At 26.8% G+C, this 19,137-nt stretch carries 18 protein-coding genes; 7 read left to right on the plus strand and 11 right to left on the minus strand.

The features are described 5' to 3' along the window. Positions 1-14: 14 nt before the first annotated feature. The 3 genes from AMYT_RS12095 to AMYT_RS12105 all read right to left on the minus strand — a co-directional run bounded on the left by AMYT_RS12095 (position 15) and on the right by AMYT_RS12105 (position 6,488). A complete protein-coding gene (locus tag AMYT_RS12095) occupies positions 15-1,196 on the minus strand; it encodes a YbfB/YjiJ family MFS transporter (RefSeq protein ID WP_114842778.1) in 1,182 nt (393 codons plus the stop codon). Between the two features lie 72 nt (positions 1,197-1,268). After that, positions 1,269-3,659, minus strand: a complete 2,391-nt coding sequence (locus AMYT_RS12100; protein WP_114842779.1) for a methyl-accepting chemotaxis protein — start codon at positions 3,657-3,659, stop codon at positions 1,269-1,271. 375 nt (positions 3,660-4,034) lie between these two features. Continuing rightward, positions 4,035-6,488 (minus strand): methyl-accepting chemotaxis protein, encoded by a 2,454-nt coding sequence (locus tag AMYT_RS12105; protein ID WP_114842780.1) that lies wholly within the window; start codon positions 6,486-6,488, stop codon positions 4,035-4,037. A 342-nt stretch (positions 6,489-6,830) separates the two neighbouring features. Here AMYT_RS12105 and AMYT_RS12110 point away from each other — a divergent pair, with 342 nt between their 5' ends. The 5 genes from AMYT_RS12110 to mqnE are packed head-to-tail and all read left to right on the plus strand — an operon-like array spanning position 6,831 to position 10,188. Next, positions 6,831-7,925 (plus strand): aminotransferase class I/II-fold pyridoxal phosphate-dependent enzyme, encoded by a 1,095-nt coding sequence (locus AMYT_RS12110; protein ID WP_114842781.1) that lies wholly within the window; start codon positions 6,831-6,833, stop codon positions 7,923-7,925. Then, complete coding sequence (locus AMYT_RS12115; RefSeq protein WP_114842782.1) at positions 7,922-8,161, plus strand: hypothetical protein; 240 nt, start codon at positions 7,922-7,924, stop codon at positions 8,159-8,161. Before AMYT_RS12110 ends, AMYT_RS12115 begins: the two co-directional genes overlap by 4 nt. Then, entirely contained in the window at positions 8,161-8,811 is a 651-nt protein-coding gene (locus AMYT_RS12120) for a carbonic anhydrase (protein WP_114842783.1), read from the plus strand. Before AMYT_RS12115 ends, AMYT_RS12120 begins: the two co-directional genes overlap by 1 nt. Then, positions 8,801-9,118 (plus strand): hypothetical protein, encoded by a 318-nt coding sequence (locus AMYT_RS12125; protein WP_114842784.1) that lies wholly within the window; start codon positions 8,801-8,803, stop codon positions 9,116-9,118. Before AMYT_RS12120 ends, AMYT_RS12125 begins: the two co-directional genes overlap by 11 nt. Positions 9,119-9,126: 8 nt before the next feature. Next, positions 9,127-10,188: an aminofutalosine synthase MqnE gene (gene mqnE, locus AMYT_RS12130; RefSeq protein WP_114842785.1), complete on the plus strand. Its 1,062-nt coding sequence runs from the start codon at positions 9,127-9,129 to the stop codon at positions 10,186-10,188. Positions 10,189-10,232: 44 nt separating this feature from the next. On the opposite strand, the gene AMYT_RS12135 is transcribed toward mqnE, so the two are convergent. The 4 genes from AMYT_RS12135 to AMYT_RS12150 are packed head-to-tail and all read right to left on the minus strand — an operon-like array spanning position 10,233 to position 14,019. Beyond that, a complete protein-coding gene (locus tag AMYT_RS12135) occupies positions 10,233-11,798 on the minus strand; it encodes a hypothetical protein (RefSeq protein ID WP_129085788.1) in 1,566 nt (521 codons plus the stop codon). Positions 11,799-11,810: 12 nt separating this feature from the next. Continuing rightward, entirely contained in the window at positions 11,811-12,437 is a 627-nt protein-coding gene (locus tag AMYT_RS12140) for a lysophospholipid acyltransferase family protein (RefSeq protein WP_114842787.1), read from the minus strand. A gap of 2 nt (positions 12,438-12,439) precedes the next feature. Next, positions 12,440-13,756: a tRNA (N6-isopentenyl adenosine(37)-C2)-methylthiotransferase MiaB gene (gene miaB / locus AMYT_RS12145; RefSeq protein ID WP_114842788.1), complete on the minus strand. Its 1,317-nt coding sequence runs from the start codon at positions 13,754-13,756 to the stop codon at positions 12,440-12,442. 11 nt (positions 13,757-13,767) lie between these two features. Then, complete coding sequence (locus tag AMYT_RS12150; RefSeq protein WP_114842789.1) at positions 13,768-14,019, minus strand: HP0268 family nuclease; 252 nt, start codon at positions 14,017-14,019, stop codon at positions 13,768-13,770. Between the two features lie 153 nt (positions 14,020-14,172). On the opposite strand from AMYT_RS12150, the gene nusA reads away from it, so the two are divergent. Together nusA and cysS are read left to right on the plus strand one after the other, a co-directional pair. Beyond that, positions 14,173-15,354, plus strand: a complete 1,182-nt coding sequence (nusA, locus tag AMYT_RS12155) for a transcription termination factor NusA (RefSeq protein WP_114842790.1) — start codon at positions 14,173-14,175, stop codon at positions 15,352-15,354. Continuing rightward, complete coding sequence (cysS, locus tag AMYT_RS12160) at positions 15,354-16,760, plus strand: cysteine--tRNA ligase (protein ID WP_114842791.1); 1,407 nt, start codon at positions 15,354-15,356, stop codon at positions 16,758-16,760. Before nusA ends, cysS begins: the two co-directional genes overlap by 1 nt. An 83-nt stretch (positions 16,761-16,843) precedes the next feature. On the opposite strand, the gene rpsR is transcribed toward cysS, so the two are convergent. From rpsR to holA, 4 genes are all read right to left on the minus strand, one after another. Further along, on the minus strand, positions 16,844-17,101 hold the full coding sequence (rpsR, locus tag AMYT_RS12165) for a 30S ribosomal protein S18 (RefSeq protein ID WP_114842792.1): 258 nt from the start codon (positions 17,099-17,101) through the stop codon (positions 16,844-16,846). A 16-nt stretch (positions 17,102-17,117) separates the two neighbouring features. After that, positions 17,118-17,654, minus strand: a complete 537-nt coding sequence (locus tag AMYT_RS12170) for a single-stranded DNA-binding protein (RefSeq protein WP_114842793.1) — start codon at positions 17,652-17,654, stop codon at positions 17,118-17,120. 23 nt (positions 17,655-17,677) lie between these two features. Further along, positions 17,678-18,031: a 30S ribosomal protein S6 gene (gene rpsF / locus AMYT_RS12175; protein WP_114842794.1), complete on the minus strand. Its 354-nt coding sequence runs from the start codon at positions 18,029-18,031 to the stop codon at positions 17,678-17,680. A gap of 72 nt (positions 18,032-18,103) precedes the next feature. Further along, on the minus strand, positions 18,104-19,084 hold the full coding sequence (holA, locus tag AMYT_RS12180; RefSeq protein ID WP_114842795.1) for a DNA polymerase III subunit delta: 981 nt from the start codon (positions 19,082-19,084) through the stop codon (positions 18,104-18,106). Positions 19,085-19,137 lie beyond the last annotated feature (53 nt).

The following is a 19,137-nucleotide window of genomic DNA, read 5'->3' on the forward strand; positions in this document are numbered from 1 at the left end:
AAATAAATTCTAACTTAATTTAAAAAACATTTTTTAGCTATAAAAAGTAGTAAAATACCTATAAATACCATAAAGGCAGTTAAATATAAAGCATAATTATAGTTTCCAAAATGCTCTATTAAAACAACAGAGTACAAAGGAGCTATAACTTGGCCTATTCCATATGAAGTAGTTAAAGCACCCATTAAAACCACAGGATTTCCCTTTGAAAGTTTCCCTCCCAAATTCATAAAAAGAGCAACTAATCCTACAAAAGTTCCTCCATATAAAACTCCAGAAATTAAATTTAAATATATATTAGAACTAATAGTTGGAATTAAAATTCCAATTAACTGTATAATCATTGCAACTATAATAATATTGACACTACCATATTTATGAGCTAATCTCATCCAAATTATACATGAGAAGATTCCAGATATTCCAACAACTAGCCAAGTTAATCCTCCAAAACCTTCTAAACCTTTTAAAGAGTTTATAATATCAGGTAAAAAAGTTCCTTGAACTACAAAACCTATACCTTCAGTAAAATATGCAACAATTAAAATTAAAACAAAAGGAGTAAATAAAGATGTATCAAATTTATAATATGTATTTGTTGTTTTTATTTTTTTATCAAAAGATAAAATATATACTGGATATAAACTAAAAACTATTGCAAAAAAAACTAAGATAAACCAAGTATCTTGCCAAGTATTTCCATAATTAAGTGAAATTTTACTTATTATATCTGTAATAGCAATAGAAAATCCTATTCCTGAAAAATGTATTCCCATTGCTTTTGTTTTATCTTCAAAGTTTAATTTAGTCATCACTAAAGCTGAGCCAACTACTAAAACCATAGCTGCACCAAAACCAGCTATAATTCTAGAAATTAGCCATAAAGTATCATTTGTGGTAGTTGCTAAAACTAAAGTAGTTAAAATAGAAAGTATTAAGCCTATTCTAAAAAGTATTACTTTTGTATTTATATTTTTTATAAATACAGCAAGTATTGAACCACTTAAATAACCTGCAAAATTAACTGAAGCTAAAACTCCTGCAAAAGTAATAGTCAAATAATCTTCAAGCATTAAAGGAAGAAGCGAAGTAAAAACAAATCTTGCAACTCCAACACCAATAATCAAAGCTATTATACCAGCTAATAAAATAGAAAAATTATGATTTTTATCTAAAAGTATTTTTAAAAGTTTCATAAGATATAGTAACCAAAATAAGTAGCACTAAAATAGCACAAGTTATTTTTGGTTACTATTTTTTAGAAGAGTTTAAAAACTCTCCCAATCGCTATTTTTGCTATTATCAGTAAAAGTATTTTTAGAATTATTATTTTCTATTATAACTTCACTTTTAGCTTTTGATTTAGGTATAGTAATACTATTTTTACCAATAAATTCTTTTTTATCTGCATCTTCTACAATACTATCAGCAAGTACATTTGTTTTATTTGCTATTTCTTGAGTTTTTGTAGCAATAGAGGCATTTTTTTGTGTTTGTTGATCTAATAATGCAACTGCATCATTAATCTGCTCAATTCCACTTTGTTGTTCTCTTGAAGCAGAGTTTACCTCTGTAATAAGAGTTATTGTACCACTAATATTATCATTTAGTGCTTTATAACCTTCTATCATTTGAGTTGCAACTTGCTTACCTTCATTTGCTTTTAATGTAGCTTGTTCAACTATGTGTTTTATCTCATTTGCTGCTTCTGCACTTTTACTTGCTAAGTTTCGCACCTCTTGTGCAACAACTGCAAACCCTTTTCCAGCTTCACCAGCACTTGCTGCTTCTACTGCTGCATTAAGTGATAAAATATTTGTTTGAAATGCTATTTGGTCAATTACTGTTATTGCCTCATTTATGGCTTCTACTTGTGTATTTATATCTTCCATTGATTTTGTTGTATTTAATGCTAAATCTTGACCTCTTGTTACTGAACTTGTAAGTTCTTTTGCATTTTCACTCATCTTTTGTACATTATTTGAATTATTTATTACTGTACTTGTTATCTCTTCTAAGGCTGCTGCTGTCTCTTCTAAAGATGCCGCTGCTTCATTTGCACTTGTACTTAATGTATTTACATTTACTAATAACTCTGTTGAACCATCTTTTAATGTTAATCCATTTTGCTTATTTTGAACTAACATTTTTGTTATAGCATCTCCTAATTTATTTATGCCATCACTTAGTTCTCCTATCTCTCCTTTTGTATTGCCTTTTTCTACACTATTTAAATAGTTATAATTTGCATACTCATTTAATACTTTTAAAATATTTTGGATATTCCCTTCTAATTTCTCAAGCATACTATTTATTAAATCTTTTAATTGATTTAATCCTTGATTATTTGAGTTTAGTAAAATTCTATCTGTTAATACTCCTGTATTTACTGTATTTATTATTTCACTTGCATTATCTATTAATTTCTTCTCTTCTTCTAACCCTTTTTTTATCTTATTTATATTCTCATTTACGATACTTGACATTAATCCTATTTCATCTTTTCTATCTACTATTAACTCTTGTGTATCTTCTGTCTCTTTATTTAAATATTTAAAAAATGATAATAACCCATTTTGAAATACATTTAATGGTTTTACTACCATTATATTTATAAAAAAATATATAATAATTCCTATAATAACTATAAGAGATACTGAAGCAATAGCAATAATATTTCTTATTCTATTTGGTGTTATAAGAACTTCTTTTTTATCTATTTTTGAAATAATTGCCCACTTTAAATCTTTTCCCACTTTTATAGGAGCATAATATTCAAATACAGTTTGCCCAGAATAAGCAGTAACTTCTCCTTCACCACTCTTTCCAGATAAAGCAGCTTTTACAAATTCTGTTTCAATTTTATTTTTTTGTGGATTTTGTAATGATTTTTTTATACTATATAGATCAGGAAATAATACACTATCATTTCTCATTAAATAATCAGATCCAATTACAAGTGTCTCTTCACTAGCTCCAAAACCTTCTCTAAAATTCATTATTTCATTTATAGCTACTTCATCAAATCTAAAAACCAAAACTGCTTCTAATTTATCTTTTAAATATACTGGTGTTCCTATAAACATTTCTGGAGAATTTTTTGTTGGAAGATAAAGACTCATATCTTCAATAATTGGATGTTTTGTATCAACTACTTTTTTAAATACTCTTGCAAGACCTGAGTCTCTTAATTCATTATTTAACAAATTTGTTCCATAATCAGAATATTTTTTAGTAGAATAAAGAACTCTTGCATTTTCTGCACTTATAATTAATAAGTCTTTATATCCTGATTCTTTTATATAATTTATAAAAAAGTCATCATATTCATTTATAACTTTTTTTACATTTGAATTATGCACAGGAAAGTTATCTGTATTATTAAGGCTTAAACTTGATTTTATTTCTAATAATTCCTTAACAAAAGATTTTATACTTAAGTTATTACTTAAAATTTTAACATCTTCAGTTGTTTCTTGAAAAAATGTTTCAAGTTGATGTTGTTTTATTAAAGTTATAGTTTTTAACCTATCATAACTCTCCTTTTCTAAAACTTTTGTTGATTCTGTTACTGCAATAGTTGCTAATATAACTCCTAATAGTATAAGAGAACATAAGGTAATAACCAAGATTTTTGCTTTTATTGTTAGATTTTTCATTTGCTTTCCTTTTATATGCTAAATTAATTATCTATATTAAATAATTAAAATAGTGATTAAATTATCTTAATGTAATATTATATTAATAAAACTAAAAATAAAATTATATATTTAATTATTTATAAATAATATTTTTTATTGGAAATATAATCTAATTATGTAATTTATTTTAAATATTCATTTTGTAGTTATTTTGTAGTTACTTTTAATAAAAGATTATTTAATTGATATTTGATGTATTTTTAAAAAATAATTTCATATTTTTTTTATGAAAAAGAAAAGAAATTGCCAAATTTTTCATTTTTTTAGTAAAAATAATAAAAAATGACTATAAATAATTTTTAGAATTTTTAACTAAGAATTAAGTGAAAGAGTTTAAAAACTCTCCCACTCATCATCACTACTAGATTTAGAAGCAAAGACTTTTTCTTCTTTATGTGTTTTAATTGGCTTATGCTCAAAAGTAGGCTCTACTTTTTTTACAGTTCTTTGTACTTTTTCATAACCAAATTCATCTTTAGATTTGCCTTTTTTAGAAGATTGTACATTATTTTTACCATTAAATTCTTTTGCATTAGCATCTTTTACTATACCATCAGCAAGTAAATTTGTTTCATTTGCTATTTCTTGAGTTTGATTAGCAATAGAGGCATTTTTTTGTGTTTGTTGGTCTAATAATGTAACTGCATCATTAATCTGCTCAATTCCACTTTGTTGTTCTTTTGAAGCTGCACTAACTTCTGTTATAAGTTCTAAGGTATTACTAATATTGTCATTTAGTGCTTTATAACCTTCTATCATTTGAGTTGCAACTTGCTTACCTTCATTTGCTTTTAATGTAGCTTGTTCAACTATGTGTTTTATCTCATTTGCTGCTTCTGCACTTCTACTTGCTAAGTTTCGCACCTCTTGTGCAACAACTGCAAACCCTTTTCCAGCTTCACCAGCAGTTGCTGCTTCTACTGCTGCATTAAGTGATAGAATATTTGTTTGAAATGCTATTTGGTCAATTACTGTTATTGCCTCATTTATGGCTTCTACTTGTGTATTTATATCTTCCATTGATTTTGTTGTATTTAATGCTAAATCTTGACCTCTTGTTACTGAACTTGTAAGTTCTTTTGCATTTTCACTCATCTTTTGTACATTATTTGAATTATTTATTACTGTACTTGTTATCTCTTCTAAGGCTGCTGCTGTCTCTTCTAAAGATGCCGCTGCTTCATTTGCACTTGTACTTAATGTATTTACATTTACTAATAACTCTGTTGAACCATCTTTTAATGTTAATCCATTTTGCTTATTTTGAACTAACATTTTTGTTATAGCATCTCCTAATTTATTTATGCCATCACTTAGTTCTCCTATCTCTCCTTTTGTATTGCCTTTTTCTACACTATTTAAATAGTTATAATTTGCATACTCATTTAATACTTTTAAAATATTTTGGATATTCCCTTCTAATTTCTCAAGCATACTATTTATTAAATCTTTTAATTGATTTAATCCTTGATTATTTGAGTTTAGTAAAATTCTATCTGTTAATACTCCTGTATTTACTGTATTTATTATTTCACTTGCATTATCTATTAATTTCTTCTCTTCTTCTAACCCTTTTTTTATCTTATTTATATTCTCATTTACGATACTTGACATTAATCCTATTTCATCTTTTCTATCTACTATTAACTCTTGTGTATCTTCTGTCTCTTTATTTAAATATTTAAAAAATGATAATAACCCATTTTGAAATACATTTAATGGTTTTACTACCATTGAGTTTACAAAAGTAAATAAAGCAATACCTATTAATATAATAAGTAAAATTGAAGCAAGTGCGATTACATTTCTTATCTCATTTGGAGTAAGTAAAACTTCAGCTTCATCAATTTCAGCCATTATTGCCCACTTAAAATCTTCTCCAATTTTTACAGGTGAATAAACTGATAATACAGGATTATTGTTATAGTCAATTATAATTTTCGCGCCACTTTTTCCTTCTAGTGCTTCTTTTGTTGCTTCTGTATCTACTGAACCTTTATCAGGGTTTGAAAAAGAAGCTATTAATGTATGATTTTTAGGGTCTAAAAAGCTATCACTTCTCATAAGGTTATCAGCCCCTACTAAGTATGTTTCTTCACTCTCTCCAAAACCTTCTCTAAACTTCATTATATCATTTATAGATTTATCAGAAATTTGAAAAACTAATACTGATTTAATTTCTCCATCAATATATACAGGAGTTGCTAAGAACATTGCAGGTGCGCCGTTACTTGGGGCATAAGGTTCCATATCAACATATACTGGTCTTTTTAACTCTTTTGCTTTTTTCCAAGCATCAGCAAGGGCAGAATCTTTTAAAGAACCATTTGATAAATTTGCTCCATAATCTGACTCTTTTGCTGCACTATACATTACATGTCCATGCTGAGCACAAATTACAAAAATATCATAATACCCATAATCATTCATATAACTTTGAAAGAAATCTTCATGAGGCTTTGTCTCATCTTTTACCATCTCATTTGTAACAGGAAAATTATCTGTACTTTTGACACTTAATTCATTATGTGTTTCAGTTAAATCATTTATTATATTTTTAATATTCTCACTTTTTGCCAAGACTTTAATATCAGCAATTCTCTCTTGAAAAAATACTTCAAGTTGATGCGCTTTTATATCTTTTACTGTTTGAAGTCTATCAAAGCTTTCCTGCATTAACACATCTTTTGAATACTTTACAGAAATTATTGCAAGGATTACTCCAAGTAAAATTAGTGAACTTAAACCAATAAGTAATATTTTGGTTTTTATAGCTACATTTTTCATTATTTTCCCTTTTTTTGACTCTCTTTTTTATAATTATTACTTATTTATTCTTTAAAGTTGTTGTTTTTTAGACAAAGTGTCATACAAATAATTATTTTTTTATATAAATGTATAAAAAATGACCAAATGTTTATTTTTTAACAATATTATTATAGTCTTTTTAGATTTTGCTTTAGAATAAAAGTAGCTAGAAGGTCTAACTACTTTTATATGAGGAGGAGTACTTAAAAATTAGTACAAAAAAATTATAACTATATACAATAGCATAATAGTAGCAGTTAAAAAAATTTAACAAATTTTTAGAAATTTTGATATATAATAACTAAACTTATAGGAGAAATTTTGTACTCTAAAGAACTAAATTCCATAAAAAAATCAAATAGATATAGAACTCGAGAGATTTTTAATGAAAATTTAATCGATTTAGCTTCAAATGACTACTTAGGTTTTACTCAAGATAAAAAACTTTTTGAAAATGCTTATAAAAGAGTTCTAAAAGAAAACTACACTGCACCAAAAGCTTCACAACTTGTAAATGGCTACAATTTAATTCATAAAGAGTTTGAAGATTTATTATGTGAAAAAAATCACTTTGAAGCAGCGATAACTGTAGGTTCTGGATTCTTAGGGAATATCTCAATGATAGAGGCATTAGTTAGAAAAAAAGATAAACTTTTTATAGATGAAGACTACCATGCAAGTGGTATTCTTGCTACAAAATTACTTGAAGCAAATCAAGTAATTATATTTAATCACAATGATTATAAAGATTTAAAAGAAAAATTTGAAAAATATAAAAGTTCAAATAGAAATATAATTGCCATAGAAGGCGTTTACTCTATGCAAGGGGATTTAGCCCCAAAAGAGATATTTGAATTTGCCGATGAAAAAAATGCTTTATTAATAGTTGATGAAGCCCACTCAAGTGGAGTTTTAGGTGATAATTTACTTGGTATTTTTGATTATTATAAGATAAAACCAAAGTCAAATCATATAAAAATGGGGACTTTAGGAAAGGCTTATGGAAGTTATGGAGCCTATATTCTAGCAAGTTCTCATATTATAGAATATCTTCAAAATAGAGCAAAAGCCATCATCTACACAACAGCCCCCTCACTTTTTGATATAAGTTTAGCCTTACAATCTTTAAAGAAAATAATTACTCATAAAGAAGAAATTAAAAGTAAAATCCAAAAAAATCTAAATATAGTAAAAGAGATTTTAGATATTGATTCAAAAAGTTTAATTATACCTATTGATATAAAAGATAATAAAAAAGTAAAACTTATTCAAGAGGAGTTAAAAAAGAAAGGTTATTTAGTTGGAGCAATTAGACAACCTACAGTTAAAAGTGCAATAATTAGACTTATTGCAAAAATAGATATAAATGAAGATGATTTAAGATATGTCTGTAACTATTTAAAGGAAAATCTATGAAAAAGATAATTTTACTTAGTTTTATCACACTAATTACATACGCCAATGATAATATTATAAATCCAAAAAATTGTGAAATTGTGAAATTATCAAAATTCACTACTTTAGTCTCTTGTAATAAATTAGATTATATTGTACAAACAAAAGAGGCAAGAAGGGATGATGAAGACAATGTAAAAAAAATTATTGTTCTTACACAAAAAGAAAGCAAAATAATTTTAAGTGAAGGAAATTAATGAAAGAGTTAATAAAAGGTAATAAAAGATTTAGAGAACAAAAATTTCCCTCTTTAAAAAATGATATTCAAAAATTAGTTAAAGAGGGACAAAAACCTGATGTACTATTTATAGGATGTTCAGATAGTAGAGTTACTCCAGATATTATGCTTGATGTAAATCCAGGAGATATGTTTATTTTAAGAAATGTTGGTAACTTTGTACCTCCATTTAAATGTGATGAAGATTACCATGGAAGTGCAGCAGCAATTGAATATGCTGTATCAGTTTTAGAAGTAAAACATATTATTGTATGTGGACATTCACATTGTGGAGCTTGTCAAAGTCTATATAAAGAAATCCCACTAGAAAAAGAAAAAGTTGTTCATATTGTAAAATGGTTAGAGTTAGGTGCAGAAGCTAAAGCTAAAACTTTAAGTTTAATAAAAGACCCAGAAGATAAAGAAAAACTTTATAGTCTTACTGAAAAAATATCTGTAACTTACCAGCTAAAGAACTTATTAACATATCCTGATGTAAAAAGAAGAGTTGAAAATGGTAGTTTAAAAATCCATGGTTGGTATTATAAACTAGAAGATGGTTCAATTGAATGTTATGACCAGCAAAAAGAGAGATTTATATCTTTAGAAGAGTGTGTAAATGGAAAATGAAATTAGAAAAATACCTAAAAAAAGTAAAATTATAATCTTGATTTTAACTCTTCTTGCTATTATGTCATTCTTAGTAATTACATACTTAAAAGAGTTAAAAATAAAAGGGATATTAAACTCTTTAGGATATACTCAAATTAGCAGTGTAAAAGTAATTAATAAACTTAGTGTAGAAGATAAAGATACAAAAAGAAAAGGAACTGTTTATAAAGTTCTATTTTTCAATAATAAAACAAATCAAGAATGTATTGGATTTTTACACAAAGATAAATCAAACAAATACTTTGAAGATTTTGATTGTAAATAGGTAAATAAATGGATATTTTAAAAAAATTAGAAAATAAAGAAAGATTAAATTTTGATGATGCAGTAAAACTTTATGACCTAGATCTTTTTGAACTAGGAATGATTGCAAATCAAATTAGAGAAGAGAAGCATGGGAAAAAAACATACTTCAATATAAATAGACACATTAATCCAACAAATATCTGTAAAGATGTATGTCAGTTCTGTGCTTATAGTGCAAGTAGAAAAAATCCCAATCAATATACAATGACACATGAACAAATTTTAGAAGCAGTTGGAAACTCTTCTAAAAATGGGATAAAAGAAGTACATATCGTATCAGCACACAATCCACACACTGGTTTACAATGGTATTTAGATGTATTTAAAATCATAAAAGAAAAGTTTCCCTCAATTCATATAAAGGCTTTAACTGCTGCTGAAATTCATTTTTTAGCAACAGAATATAATTTAACATATGAAGATATTATAAGTAAAATGTTAGAACATGGTGTTGATTCTATGCCTGGTGGTGGAGCAGAAATTTTTGATGAAAAAGTAAGAAAAAGAATCTGTGGTGGAAAAGTAAGCTCAGAGCAATGGCTTAATATTCATAAACTTTGGCATAATCATGGTAAACATAGTAATGCTACAATGCTTTTTGGACATATTGAAACTAGAGAACATAGAATTGATCATATGTTAAGATTAAGAAATTTACAAGATGAAACAGGTGGATTTAATGCTTTTATTCCATTAGTTTTTCAAACAAAAAATAACTACTTAAAAGTAAAAGAACCACTAACTGGTCAAGAAATTTTAAAAACATATGCAATTGCTAGAATCTTGCTTGATAATATTTCTAATATTAAAGCATATTGGGCAACTTCAACAGTAAAACTTGCTTTAATTGCTCAAGAATTTGGAGCAAATGACTTAGATGGAACTATTGAAAAAGAGTCAATTCAAAGTGCTGCTGGTGCTCAAAGTGCCCATGGAGTTCAAGTACAACAGTTTGTAGATTTAATTAAAAACTCTGGATTTACTCCTGTAGAAAGAGACTCAGTTTATAATGAATTAAAAGTTTGGTAATATTAGGGCTTTGCCCTATTACCTACTAAAAATAGCTTAAATTTTTACTTTGGTTGATGAAATTGTAAAATAAATTCTAATTCTATTCCAGCTTCTGTTTTTACTATTGAAATAGGATAAGAAATATGAATTGAATATAGTTCATTATTTAGCATTTTAACCACATCAAAAAGTCTTGTTGGAGTATCTACTACAAAATTTACAATATAATTAAAAGTAACTACATCTGATTTAAAACTAGATTTAAAATTAATCTTTGCATCTTGTGGAAATAGTGTTTTTAACTGTTCTGTTACTCTAATAATAGGTATAAATTCATCAGTTATATATGTCTCTTCATATATTTTCATAGAAGAAGTTACAGGTTTTGCACCACTATTTGTAATAACTCCCTCATATACAACTTTTTTACTATTTAAAAATTCAATAGTTGAACTTTCATAATATTTTAAAAGTTCTGGTTGCATTGTTTTTATAAAAGTATCATTATTTAAAAAGTCGGCTACTAATTTAGAGCCTTCTTTTGTAATTTCTATTTCTTTTAAAACAACATCATATGGTATAGAATTAAATAATTCCTCTACTCTTTTTTTAACTATTAAATTCTTTTCTATGTGATTTGGTAGTTTAAATTGCTTGATAATTACTTGTTCTTTTTTCTCTAACTCTTTTTTATTTTCTTTTATTATTTCATTTAAAGGTATTGTTAAATACCCTACTAATCCTACAATAATAATAGATAAGATAGTTAAGATAATCTTAGAAGTATTTTTACTTTTTTTCTTTCTTGCTACAATAAAACTTTTATGCTGATGTTTATCTTTTACTAATTCAAAAAGCTCTTCTTCAATTGAAATTGGATGATAAAATACTTCCATCATCATCTCATCTTTTAACTGTTCTATTTGCTTTTCACTTAGTTGTTTAACCGTATATAATAGTCTTATTTCCTCTATGAAAATATCATTTGTATTTTCATAAAATTCATTAATAATACCATTTATTGTATCAATAACTTCAAAATAGTGAATTTCATCAAAAAGTTTTTGCCCTAATACATCATTATCATAAAATTTACTATTTTTTACATTTTCAAAAGTAGTAAACTCTTCAACCTTAGCAAAAACAATTTCACCTTTTGTATTTAAAATTACAATATATGCTTTATTATTAAAAAATAGTGCTATTAATGAATTTCTATATGGATTTTTTTCAATAAATAAGTTTAAAATATGAAATATTGAATAAACATAATCAATACCCGTAGCTTCAAAATAGTGTCTTGTTTCAAAAAGTTTATTTTTTAAAATTGCAACATCATATTCATTATTTAAATTTGTAGTGGAATAATCTTTTAATCGTTTAGATAAATTTCTTTTTACAAGCTTTGTGTCATCACTTATTAATAAAGTTGAAACATATGTTTTATCTATTTCTTTTTGAAAAGCATTTATTTTATGAACTGCATCTCTAGGTAAGATTTCCTCTTTTGATAAAAACACGGATTGAGATGATTCTACAATTTCATTATTTTCTAACTTCTTAAAATCTAGTTTTAAAGAGTTTGTGTTTTTAATAGCATTAATATATAAAGAGTGTTTATTAAACATAATCATATTTTCCTAGATTACAGCATTTATCAGCATTTTTTCTTTTATTAAAGCTTTTGCTTCTTCATTTTCTAAACCACTAATATCAAGTGGCTCTTGAATAAAAAACTCTAAAGTTCCAAAAGGTTTTGGAACAATAAATTTATCCCAAGATTTCATTTGCCAATATTTTGATGGTTTACAATTGAAAATAACAATCCTTGCATTTGCTTTATTAGCAATTGCAACTATTCCATCAGCAACAGAAAATCTAGGTCCTCTTGGACCATCAGGAGTTATAGCTATATCATTTTTTGCTTTTAACTCTTTAATTGTACTAATTAAAGCTTTAGCCCCACCTTTTGAAGAAGAACCTCTAATAGAACCAATACCTAAATATTCAACTGTTCTAGTAATGGCTTCTCCATCTTTGTGCTGACTAATAATAGCTTTAATTAGACTATTTGGTCTAAGTTTTTGATAATTAAAAGGTTGCATTAGTAATTCACCATGCCAAAAAGCCACAATAATAGGCTCTTTGGGATTAATCTTTGCATGATGGAATACTTTTTTATTTGTAAGATAAATAAATCTTACAATTAAATGCAATATAAATGGCATTACTGTTAAAGATATAAAAGTTTTAATTCTTTTTTTCATATCTATGCTACTACTTCACCTTTTAATGCTGTTCTTGTAACATCTGTGATTTTAACATCTACAAATTTACCAAGAAGCTCATCACTACCTTTTGCAAATACTTGAAGATAGTTATCTGTATATCCAGAAACCTCTGCATTTGGTTTTAGGCTCTCAACTAAAATATTTACAGTAGTTCCAATAAGTTTTGGCATACACTCTTCTAAATATCTTTTATGAAGTTCAATAAGTTCAGTTAATCTTGAACTTCCTATTTCATCATCTATTTCTAAATGCTGTAATTTTAAAGCTTCTGTTCCAGGTCTAGGAGAATATTTAAAGTTAAAAATTTGATCAAATTTCACTTCATTTACCACTTCTAAAGTATCTTCAAAATCTTCTTGTGTTTCCCCTGGAAAAGCTACAATAATATCAGTTGTAATTCTTAAATTAGGAACTAAATCTCTTAACTTTTTAGCTCTATTTAAAAACCACTCTTTAGTATATCCTCTTTTCATAGCTCTTAAAATCTCTGTCGAACCACTTTGTAATGGCATATGAATACATTTTGAGATTTTAGGATTTTTTGCAAACTCTTCTATAAATTCATCATCCATATGTAAAGGATGAGGAGATGTAAATCTTATTCTTTCTAAACCTTCTATAGCAGATACATCCCTTAAAAGTTGTGTAAAGCTATATTTTCCTCTTCCATCAGAAAATCTTCTACCGTAAGAGTTTACATTTTGACCTAAAAGCATTACTTCAACAGCCCCATCAGCAACTGCTTTTTTTATTTGATCAACTATCATTTCAGGAGGAATAGAAATCTCTTCACCCCTTGTACTTGGAACAATGCAATATGTACATGTTTTATCACAACCAATAGAGATATTTACACTTGCTCTATATTTATTAGTTTTTGCAGGTGCAAAATCATATGTTGATTCATCATTATCAATTGCAATTTCAACTGCACCTTTTACATCAACAACATCTTTAATTTTAGATATATTTCTAGCCCCTACAACAAAATCCACATAAGGTGCTCTTTTGATAATATCATTTCCAAGATGGCTTGCAGTACATCCACAAACACCAATTTTAGCACCTTGTTTTTTCTTAATATTAAATTGTCCAATTTCTGAGAAAAGCTTTTGTACAGGTTTTTCTCTAACAGAACAAGTGTTAATAATAATTAAATCAGCATCTTCTATATTTTGTGTTGTATCATAGTTTTTATATTTCTTTAACTCTGCTGCAATATGTTGGCTATCAGTATCATTCATCTGACAGCCAAGCGTTTGAATAAATAATTTTTTTGACTCTTCTTTACTCATATAAATCTTGCCTACTTAATTAAAAGTGCATGAACCTCATACATATACTCATCATCAGCTAATCCATACTTTACCTCTCTAAAGTATACATTAAATCCTTCTGCTTCTAAAGCATCAACTAATGCCATCATATCTTTATGCGAGTTATCTCTATCAAAATAGAATATTTTCTCACCAACTTTTGATAATTCCTCTTTAATTTTTTCTAATTGCACTTTTTTTGGTTTTTCAGTTAACTCATTTCTTGCAAATAATAATTCCATATTATTAAACCTTTTGTCATTTAAATTAGCTATATATTTTAGCTTAAATCGGCTTTAATTTGTATAAAAGAAGTTTTAGATATAATATCCGTCTAACTATAACATTGAAAAATCAAAAACAATCATTTCAATGTCAATAAACAAAGGGTTTTAATGGATAAAATTATTGATATTTTAGATTCAATTGCCTATGAAAAAGGCCTAAAAGTTGAAGATGTGGAGAAAGCATTAAAAGAGGCTTTAATTAAAACAGCCCAAAAGATGGTTGATCCATCATTAAATTTTGATGCACATATTGATAGAGTTAATAAAAAATTAGAATTATTTCAAAAAATTGAAGTTGTACATGATGAAGATAAAAGATTATTAGGTATAGCTGTTGATGAGTATAACAATGTAATTAACCCTGAAAATTTTATTTCAATAGAAGAAGCAAAAGAGATTGATTCTGATTTAGAAATTGGCGATTTTGTTAATTATGATTTAGAATTTGAAAATATGGGTAGAAATGCAGCTACAATTTTACATACAAATTTTGAATATAAAGTACAAAGGTTTATAGAAGAAAACCTAGTATCTAAATATAAAAACAAAGTAGGTAAAATTGTTCATGGTTCTGTTACAAGAGTAGATAGAAATGAAAATACTTTTATTGAAATAGGTGAAGTTAAAGCTATTTTACCAAGAAAAAATAGAATTAAAGGTGAAAGCTTTAAAATTGGTGATACTTTAAAAGCAGTTGTAAAAGCTGTTAAAATTGATAAATCTCTTGGACTAATCATTGAGATTTCAAGAACTTCTCCAAAATTCTTAGAAGCACTTTTAAGACTTGAAGTTCCTGAAATAAAAGATGATAGAATTAAAATAGAAGCAAGTGCTAGAATTCCAGGAAGTAGAGCTAAAATTGCCCTATCTACAACTGAAGCAAATATTGATCCAATTGGTTCAGTAGTTGGAGTAAAAGGTGTTAGAATTAGTGCAGTAAGTCAAGAATTACATGGAGAGAGTATTGATTGTGTTGAATATTCAACAGTACCTGAAATGTTCCTATCAAGAGCTTTATCTCCTGCAATTATTTCAAGTGTTGTGATTGAAAAATCATTAATTCCAAATAAAAATGATAAAGCAACAGTTACAATTCCAAGTGACCAAAAATCAAAAGCTATTGGAAAAGCTGGTTTAAATATTAGACTTGCTTCAATGCTTACAAAAACTGATATTGAGTTAATAGAAATTGAAACAAATAATGCTTTATCAAGTATCACAGGTGAAAATAGTATTTCAAATATTGAAAAAACAACTGATACAACAGATTTAGAGGCTTTATTTAAATAATGAAAAAATTACACTTATTCGATTCAGTAAAAAAAGAAAAAGTAGTATTTCAGCCAATAAAAGACAATGATGTAAAAGTTTATGTATGTGGACCCACAGTGTACGATGATGCACACTTGGGTCACGCAAGAAGTGCCATAGCTTTTGACTTATTACATCGAGTTTTAAAAGCAAATAACTACAATGTTACTATGACAAAAAACTTTACTGATATTGATGATAAAATCATCAAAAAAATGAATGAAACAAATAACTCTTTAGAAGAAATTACAAACCACTACATCAACTCATATAAAAAAGATATGAACTCTTTAAATATCCTAGAAAACACATTAGAACCTAAAGCAACACAAAACCTTGATGTAATGATTGATATGATAAATAACCTTCAAACTAAAGATATTGCCTATAATACTAGTGATGGGGTATATTTTGATACTTCTAAAGATGAAAATTATGGAACTATTAGCCATAGAGCTAGTGATGAAAACTCTCAAGCAAGAGTTGAAGTAAATGATGAAAAAAGAAATCAAAAAGATTTTGCACTTTGGAAATTTCAAAAAGAGCCAAATGAAGTAGCATATGAAGCACCATTTGGAAAAGGAAGACCTGGTTGGCATATTGAATGTTCAGCTATGATTGATAAACATTTAGCATATAAAAATAGTGAATATGCTATTGATATTCATGGTGGAGGAGCAGATTTACTTTTTCCTCACCACGAAAATGAAGCAGCACAAACTAGATGTTCTTCAAACCAACATCTTGCAAAATATTGGATGCACAATGGTTTTGTAAATATAGATGGAGAAAAAATGAGTAAATCTTTAGGAAATTCATTTTTCCTAAAAGATGTACTAAAATCTTATGCAGGTGAAGTTGTAAGATTTTATCTATTATCTGCTCATTATAGAGCAAACTTTAACTTTAATGAAGAAGATTTAATTTCAAGTAAAAAAAGACTTGATAAGCTTTATAGAGTTAAAAAAAGAGTTTATGCTCTTGGAAAATCAGTAGTTAATAAAGAGTTTAAAGAAGAACTTATGAATGCTTTAAATGATGATTTAAATACTGCAAAAGCTATTTCTATAATTGATGAGATGATTACAAAAGCAAATGATACTCTTACAAATGAACCAAAAAATAAAAACTTTAAAAAAGAACTTGTTGCTAATTTAGAGTTTATTGAGGAAATTTTAGGAGTTGCCACATTGGATGCTTATGAATATTTTCAATTTGGAATTTCGCCAGAACAAAAACAAAATATAGAAGCTTTAATTAAAAAAAGAGTAGAAGCAAAACAAAATAAACAGTTTGATGAAGCTGATAATATTAGAGAAGAATTACAACAACTAGGTATTTCTATTATGGATACTGTAAATGGTGTAGTTTGGGAAAAACTATAAGATTTAGATTTTTTTCTAAATTTTATTAGATATAAAAAAAGGGAAGAGTAACCTCTTCCCTTTTTTATTCCACTTTACAATAATTATTTAATGTGAGCTGGATCTGTAACAGCTTGTGTATTAACAATATATGGAACTAATGCCATATGTCTTGCTCTTTTAATAGCTTTTTCTACCATCTCTTGAGCATTTTTAGAGTTACCAGTAAGTCTTCTAGGCATAATTTTACCTCTTTCACTCATTGATAATTTTAATAACTCAGTATTTTTATAATCAATGAAATCAACTTTCATCTCAGTATATTTACAATATTTTTTTCCGTATTTTCTTTTTTCTGCCATTTTTTATCCTTATATTCTAGAAAGGTATTTCGTCTTCATCAATATCAATTTCAGGTATTCTATGCTCAGAATTAGCATTCATACCACCATAATTATTCCTTTGACCATAATCATTCTCTGAAGCAGAAAGATTGTATTGATTAGATGGATTAGATGGTTGAGAATATCCCATATTATTATCATAATTATAGTTATTGTCAGCCCCAGCTTGTGGCATTACACCCTCAGATTTTGTATCTAACATTTTCATAGTATCAACTCTTAAAGAGTGCTTACTTCTATTAGACCCATCTTGTGCTGTCCATTGCTCTAAAACTAATCTTCCTTCTAATAAAACTTTAGAACCTTTTCTTAAATATTGGTTAGCAACTTCAGCAGATCTACCAAAGATATTAAAATCTAAAAAACAAACCTCATCTTTTTGTTCACCCGTTGAAGTTTTATATTTATAACTAGTCGCAATAGCTGATTTTGCAATTGCTGCACCGCTTGGTAAATATCTAAGTTCAATATCCCTAGTAAGATTTCCTACCATTACTATTTTATTATACATTTAAAGGTCCTTATCTTTCGTTATTAGTTAGCTTTTTTAGCTGCCTCATCACTCATTTTTGTCCAAGCAGTAACTTCTTTTTTACTTTCATATTTAATAAAAATAAATCTTAAGATTTGCTCATTGATTCTGTAATTTCTTTCTAATTCTAAGATAGCATCAGCAGGTGATTTAAAATAAATTACGAAATAGTAACCTCTTTTGTTTCTTTCAATTTCATATGCTAATTGTCTAGAACCCATATCATCACAAGATACGATTTCACCACCATTTTTTTCAATATTAGCTTTTACTAACTCGATTTGTGCCTTTGTTTCTTCTTCAGTTAAAGTAGGCTTTAAAATAAACATTGTTTCATAATGTTTTAATTTTGACATTTGGTTTCTCCTTATAGTTTATGCCGGTATCTTTACATAATATCAGCAAGGATTTTTGTAAAGTTCGTGATTTTATCTAAACTTAACTGTGAATTTTCTTAGACTTGCCTGTAAAAATAGGTTTTGATTATCGATTTTTGAAGATTTTAATTGAAGTTCCAATTCCAAAAGATACTCAAACATCTCTTGAAATTTTTCAGGTTTTATTGAAATTGCAAGCTTAGTTTTCTTCTCCCAAATATTTTTAGGAGGTATAAATCCTAAAATTTCTTTTGCATTTGGAGCCCCAAAAACTCTTGCATATGCGCTTATCATAAAAAGTTGTTGTACAAAAGAAGTAACTTGATTTAAAAGATATATTTCATTCATTCCTTCTTCTAATAAAAGTTGTAATTCATTTGAAATATCATTTCCAAACATTAAATCAGTTAAAAAATCTTCAAAAGATACATTTCCTATACCAAAACAATGAGAATTTATTATATTTGTAGTAACTCTTTTATTTAAAACTGCAACTTTTTTTAAATCATTTATACATAAACTTAAATCTTGTCTATGCATAAAATAAAGATGATTTAAAGCACTTATATCATACTGCACTTTTAATTCTTTTGCTTCATGCTCTAAGATTTTTATAGCTTCATTTGTAAAAGGAGAAAACATTCTTACACTAATAGAATTTGTAGTAGTTGAAAAACAAGAACTCATTGTTTTAAATTCACTATCTCCCAAACAAGCCAAAATTAGTGTAGAATCTGGATTTATATTACAAGCATTTATAAGTTCTGTAAGTTCTTTTTTTTGTATTTTCTTTTCAGTTTTAATAACTATTAAATTAGTTGAAGAAAATAGTGATGATTGAAGTAGTTTATCTTTAATCTCTTTAAAATTGTAATCATCAAAATATACTCTTTCTATCTCATCTTTTTGAGCAATACTTTTTGCTACTATCTCTGTATAGTATTCTACTAAAAACGTCGATTGCCCATAAAACATATATGCATCAAACTTTTTATTTTGCTTTAATAAGTTATCAAATTCATTTTTATACATAAGTAGATAATACCTAAAATTAAGTTATTTTTCTATAAAATCAATCTAATTTG

The organism is Malaciobacter mytili LMG 24559 (assembly GCF_003346775.1).
Taxonomy (GTDB): Bacteria; Campylobacterota; Campylobacteria; order Campylobacterales; family Arcobacteraceae; genus Malaciobacter; species Malaciobacter mytili.